This window comes from Streptomyces sp. NPDC034043 (assembly GCF_055575675.1).
The window spans coordinates 56,629-62,628 of sequence record NZ_JBVISF010000023.1; the positions used below are offsets into that span (position 1 = coordinate 56,629).

Annotated in this window: 5 protein-coding genes; 4 read left to right on the forward strand and 1 reads right to left on the reverse strand. The window is 68.8% G+C overall.

The genetic code is table 11. From position 1 onward, the window contains the following. Window positions 1–612: 612 nt before the first annotated feature. The 4 genes from ACZ51S_RS32480 to ACZ51S_RS32495 all read left to right on the forward strand — a co-directional run bounded on the left by ACZ51S_RS32480 (window position 613) and on the right by ACZ51S_RS32495 (window position 5,657). Window positions 613–1,266 carry an ABC transporter ATP-binding protein gene (locus ACZ51S_RS32480; protein ID WP_468888967.1) on the forward strand — a complete coding sequence of 218 codons (654 nt, stop codon included), beginning with the start codon at window positions 613–615 and terminating at the stop codon, window positions 1,264–1,266. 107 nt (window positions 1,267–1,373) lie between these two features. After that, window positions 1,374–2,423, forward strand: a complete 1,050-nt coding sequence (locus tag ACZ51S_RS32485; protein WP_468962850.1) for a polyprenyl synthetase family protein — start codon at window positions 1,374–1,376, stop codon at window positions 2,421–2,423. A gap of 213 nt (window positions 2,424–2,636) precedes the next feature. Beyond that, complete coding sequence (gene uppS / locus ACZ51S_RS32490) at window positions 2,637–5,234, forward strand: polyprenyl diphosphate synthase (protein ID WP_468888972.1); 2,598 nt, start codon at window positions 2,637–2,639, stop codon at window positions 5,232–5,234. Window positions 5,235–5,459: 225 nt separating this feature from the next. Next, window positions 5,460–5,657 (forward strand): hypothetical protein, encoded by a 198-nt coding sequence (locus ACZ51S_RS32495; RefSeq protein ID WP_468888975.1) that lies wholly within the window; start codon window positions 5,460–5,462, stop codon window positions 5,655–5,657. A 28-nt stretch (window positions 5,658–5,685) separates the two neighbouring features. On the opposite strand, the gene ACZ51S_RS32500 is transcribed toward ACZ51S_RS32495, so the two are convergent. Further along, window positions 5,686–5,889 carry a hypothetical protein gene (locus tag ACZ51S_RS32500; protein ID WP_468888977.1) on the reverse strand — a complete coding sequence of 68 codons (204 nt, stop codon included), beginning with the start codon at window positions 5,887–5,889 and terminating at the stop codon, window positions 5,686–5,688. Window positions 5,890–6,000 lie beyond the last annotated feature (111 nt).

A 6,000-nucleotide genomic window follows, 5' to 3' on the forward strand; every position in this document is an offset into this window, starting at 1 on the left:
TGCTCAGTGAGTGGCTGCACGCCCGCCCCTTCCGTCCCCCCAGCGCCAGACCGTGAAAAGTCTGCACCTCGTGCTGAGCCCGGGGAAGAGCGACGTGCACCCGACATCGTTGCCGACAGCAACCGAGTGGGGCACGAAGAGCGGAACTGGCCGACTTCACAGATCCCCATCACCCCGGGGGCCTGGCCTCCCGCAGCGACCCCTGAAGCCGCGGCAAGCGAGGTCCGGTCGTCGTCCCCGTCACCGCCGTGCCCGGCCCAGAGGCCGGCGAGCCGACCACGGAGATGTTCGCCCTGGAGGCCCTCGGGCCTTCACCGCCGACCATCGCCGCCTCACCCCCGAACAGCGCCGCCACTTCCACCAGACCGCGGCCGCCTTGGTCGAGGACCTGCGCACCCGCGGGCACTTCCGCGCCGGCCTCCGCGAAGCACGCGGGTTCGCGGAATCTGGGACGTGCGCACGCTTGAACCCGCGTGGCGGAGGTGCCTGGGGCGGGCTTTGCCAGCGGGTTCGCAGAGCCGCTGGGCAGCGCCATGGGCGCCGGTACCGATCGCACGCCATGGAGCGCTTGTTACCGCGCCACCATTGCGCAGCCCAGTCGTTGCTTATGAAGTGAACAATTCAACCTGGGCGTCCGCAGGTGCCCTTCTGCGTCTCCATGACGTCCGTAAAGCTTATGGCCGGCGCCCGGTACTGTGCGGGGTAAGCCTGGACGTGCCGCAGGGCTGTCTGCTGGGCATCGTTGGCGCGAACGGCGCCGGCAAGAGCACGCTGCTGCGAATTTTGGCGGGTCAGGCCGCGGGCGACAGCGGGACGGTCCAGTGCCGAGGGCGGATCGGGTACTGCCCGCAGAACACTGTGCTGCACCCGGCATTCACGGTCGCTGAGCATGTGCGGTCCTTCCAGGCCGCCTACCGGCTCGAAAGCAGTGCGCGCGTGTGGGAGCTGCTGGAGGAGCTGGGTTTCGACGAGAGCCCTCGCAGCCGCATGCACACGCTCAGCGGCGGGACGCGGCAGAAGCTGAACCTGGCCCTGGGTTTGATGCACGACCCTGAGGTGCTGCTCTTGGATGAGCCGTATCAGGGCTTCGACTGGGAGACCTACCTGCGGTTCTGGGACATCGCTCAGGGACTGCGGGAGCGGGACCGCGCGGTCGTGGTCGTCTCCCACCTCGCCTACGACCGCGAGCGCCTGGACGTGCTGTACCAACTCCAGGACGGCGTTCTGGCCGTCGACCACAGCAGCGCCGCGGGAAGGGTCGCATGAGCCGACGGCAGTCTCCGGTCACCGCTGTACGCGATGACGCCTCCAGTCCAACGTCCGCGCTCCTGTGGCCTGCTCGCTCCGTGGGCTCCGGCGCAGGTCGGCTGGACTTGGACCGGATTGTTCGCAGCATCGAGGAGGTGCTGACCGGGTTCGTGGCCGACAAGGTCAGCGGCAGCCGTGCCGAGGAGCCTGGTCTGGAAACACTGCTTGATGCGGTGGGTGACTTCATCTCCGCGCCGGGCAAGCGGATCCGGCCCTTGATGTGCGTGCTGGGCTGGTACGCGGCCGGAGGCACAAGCCCCGTACCGCCGGTCTCGGTCCTGCGGGTGGCCGCCTGCCTGGAGATGTTCCACGCGTTCGCGCTCATGCACGACGACGTCATGGACGGCAGCGACCAACGTCGGGGCCGGCCGTCCCTGCACCGCACTCTGGCGGCGTACCACCCGAGCCATCCCAGGGCTGACCGGCTGGGCGTGAACGCGGCCATCCTCGCCGGCGACCTGGTGCTGGTGTGGTCCGATGAACTCCTCACCAGCACGCCCATGACTCCCGAGCAGCTCAAGGCCGTGCTGCCGGTGGTCTACCGCATGCGCCGCGAAATCGTCACCGGCCAGTACCTGGACTTGGTGACCACAGGCCGCCCCACCGACTCCCTGAGCACCGCCTTGCGCATCGCCCGGTACAAGACCGCCCAGTACACCGTGGAAGGCCCGCTGCAGATCGGCGCCGCGCTCGCCGGCGCGGATCAGTCGCTCCTGCACGTGCTGAGCACCATCGCCTTGCCGTTGGGTGAGGCGTTCCAGCTGCGCGATGACCTGCTGGGCACCTTCGGCGACCCCCGCCGTACGGGCAAGCCCACCCTGGACGACCTCCGCGAAGGCAAACACACCGCCTTGCTCGCCTGCGCTCTGCGCCGGGCGGACCGGGCTGGTCAGGAACTGCTTCTCCGCACGGTCGGCGCGGCGGATCTGGACGCCCATACGGCAGCCCGCGTCCAGGGGGTGCTGGAGGAGTGCGGCGCCCGCCAAGCGGTGGAAGACCTCCTCCAAGAGCGCCACCACCAGGCCCTGGAACGCCTGAACCGCGCCCACCTGCCTGTCACGGCGGCATTCGCGCTGCGCGACCTGATCCAGGCCGTACACAACCGAACCGCATGACAGGCGTGCTCTCGCAGTGACCGTGTCCTGTCACCCGTGCGCACCCCTGGGGCCAGAGTCGGCCTCCCACCGAATTCGTGGAGTGAAAGTGTCAACGACCCAGCACAACCCTGGCCACCTGCCCCGGTCGCAGGACGGCACCCCGACCGCCGCCCGACGCGGCGTCACCGGGCGTGCCGCATGAGGTGGTGGGGGCGGTGTCTGGGGACAGCGGTGTGTCACGCTGCGCTGGAGCAGGCCCGCAACCGGCTCGCGCTCGTCCTGGTGCTCTTCTTCGTTCCGCTGTGGCTGACGCTCGCCTACCAGGTCCTGCCCAGCGACCCGGTCCGGTTCTTCCTGCGCGCGGCCGATCAGCCCGTGGCCCTGGGTGCCAACACGGTCAGCCAGCTGTCCGGTGGGCTGCACTCCCTCGCGCTGATCGTCGGGTTCATGATGTTCCTCGCTGCCAGCCGCTCCGCGGAATTCGACCACCGCATGGTGCTCGCCGGCTACCCGCGCATCTGCCTGCTGCTGGCTCGCAGCACCGTACTGCTCCTCACCGCGGCACTGACCGCCTCGTATGCCACGGCATGGGTGTGCTTCTTCTACCGGCCTGAGCGCCTGGACGTCCTGGCCGCGGCGTTCATGGTGGGAGCCCTGACATACGGGGGCGTCGGGATCCTCCTGGCGGCGCTGCTGCGCAGTGAGCTCGCGGGGATGTTTGCCGTCATCATGCTGAGCTTCATCGACCTGACACTGCAGAACCCCGTCGCCAACCCTTCTGCGGACAGTCCGCTGCTGAAGTGGCTGCCCGCCTACGGGGCGATGCAGTCCGCCGTGTCCGCAGTCGACCTCACCCACACCCCCTGGCGACACCTGCTGCTCGGCCTGTGCTGGTCGGCAGGACTGACCGCCGCCGGCCTGGCTGCTTTCACCGCCCGAACCAGCCGGCGCACCATCACACAGAGACTCCTGGGCGGGCACGCCACCAGTCCCCGCGCCCGCCAGATCGCCCTGCGTCTACTGCACCCGGTCCGTATGTATGTCTACCGCCAAGTCGGTATCCACGACACCACGGTCATCACCGGCTACGAAATCTGCCGTCGCCTGATGCACCGGTCGGGTCCGGTGGAAGCAGCTCTCACCAAGCTCCTGCCCGGCCGGCTGCGACCGTTGTTCTGGGCCATGTACGGATACGGCCGGCACATCGACGACCTCTCCGACACCCAGCACCTCGACCAGCAGGAACGAGTCGAACGCGTCAGCCGGTTCAGCGGACTACTGGAGGTCGATCTGCGGGCAGGCCACAGCGAAGACCCCCTGCGCGCGGCCCTCGTGCACGCCGTATGGACTTGGGACCTGCCGAGCGACGGAGTAACGGCAGCCAACGCCGTATACCGCCAGGACGCCAAAGGCCAAAGCGCCATCACCTCCTGGGACGACTGGTACACCTACTGGCACACCATCACCTTCCCCTTCGGCGTGAAGCGCCTGATGGCCCTGCTCACCACCCCCGGCTTGGCCTTCACGCCCGACGACGCCCAGGCACTGCGCGTGTGGACCGACGCGCTCAACCTCATCGACGCGCTGCGCGACCTACGGGAAGACGCCGAGGAGGGCTTCGTCAGGCTGCCCGCCGTCGTGCTCGACGAGCACGACGTCAGCCCTGAGGACCTCGCCCACGGCCGGGCGGACGGCCGGTATGCCGACATGGTTCATGCCATGACCGCCCAGGCCCGCCAGTGGCTGGCTCAGGCCGCGACCGTCGGCGCCCAGCACCCACCCATGGCCGCAGCCCTGCAAACCGTCATCGACCTGCACCTGCTCGAACTGGACCGCATCGACCGCCAACCCCACGCACTGCTGCAGAGCCGCTCCCGGGCTAACCCGGTCCGCTTCCACCTCACGCTGGCCCGCGGCCGACTCCGCACGGCCAGGTCCTGGCACCGCCACACCCAGATCGCTGCCACCCCTCGTGCCACCATCCACCTGCCGCACCCCGCAGAAGGCGACCACGACACAGCGCGCACGCCCCCTCCGCTCCCTCCGGTGCCCCACCCCAGCGGTGTCCAGCCGCCCCAACTCCCCGCCCACCTGATCCCCCAACACGTGGCGATCATCATGGACGGCAACGGACGATGGGCCACCCACCAAGGCCAGCCGCGCACCGCCGGCCACAAAGCCGGCCAGCTCGCGGTGCGGGACGTCATCTACGGCGCCCTCGAAATCGGCCTGCCCCACCTCAGCCTGTACACCCTGTCCTCGGAGAACTGGGCACGCCCCGCCGCTGAGATCCAGGCCATCCTGCGCCTGGTCAAAGACTGCCTCGTCATGGAAACCGAGGAAGTCTGGCGACGCGACGTCCAGCTGCGCTGGTCCGGCCTCCCCGAAGGACTGCCACCGGACCTGGTGCACGCACTGCGCCAGACCGAGCACCTCACACGCCACCGCACCGGCCTGACCGTGAACATGTGCATCAACTACGGCGGCCACAGCGAAATCACCCAAGCCGCACGTGAACTCGCCCGTCAAGCGGCTGCGGGAACCATCCAGCCCGACGACATCACCCCCCGCCATCTCGCCGCCCACCTCCACCACCCCGACCTGCCGGACGTGGATCTGCTCATCCGCACCGGCGGCGAACAGCGCACCTCGAACTTCCTGCCCTGGCAGTCGACCTACGCCGAACTCGTCTTCCTCGACACCCTGTGGCCGGACACCGACCGCACCCACCTGTGGCAGGCCATCGACACCTACACCCGCCGCGACCGTCGCTTCGGCACCACCCCTACCCCACCCACCAACCCCGACGAACAAGCATCCACCAGGTGATCATGCGTGTCCCGTACCGGCCACCCTGTCCTTCGAGGACCTCGACCCCGTCCCGTTCACGGTCGAGGTCCACGGCGACCCCGGAATCACCTGCACCACGGCCAACGCCAGGGAATCCCGCTCCAACCCAATCGAGTCTGCGAGTTACTGCGGAGATCTCACGCCATCGAGTAAACGAGCCCAGCACCCCGATCTACCAGCTGAAATACGGCTTCGACGCGTCACGTGGCCACGAACGAACCCGTACGTACTCCACCAGTCAAGCGCGTCCAGCGCACATCCGGCATCTACGAGCTCACCTGGTCCATGGGCGCTGGACCCGCAGGACGCGCCACCTGGCGATACGGGCCTGCGCTCCGCCCCGGCGTACAGCACGTCATCTGGCGCCGCATCGGCACCCACGACATCCTCGCCGGCCCCTGACGGCATCAGGGGTGGTGGGCACGGCCGGTCACCCGCTGGCGGGCTCGGCGCCCGCGCCGAAGGGCGGGACGTCCGCGACGGCGACGTCCAGCCGGAGCCGGGCGAAGCTCATCGGGTGCCACCACACCCCGCGCTCCAGCGCCGTGTCCACCATGATCTCGGCAACCAGCTCCGGTTCGACCAGCACGACGCCCAGCGGCGTCCGCGACCCCCAGGAGGTCGTGAACCGCACGCCTTCCCAGGGGTGTTAAGGCCTGTCTGATAATTGATCTTGTGGCAGGTCGAGGTGAGTTGACGGATGCGGCGTGGGAGCGGATAGAGCCCTTGTTGCCGCAGGTGGACG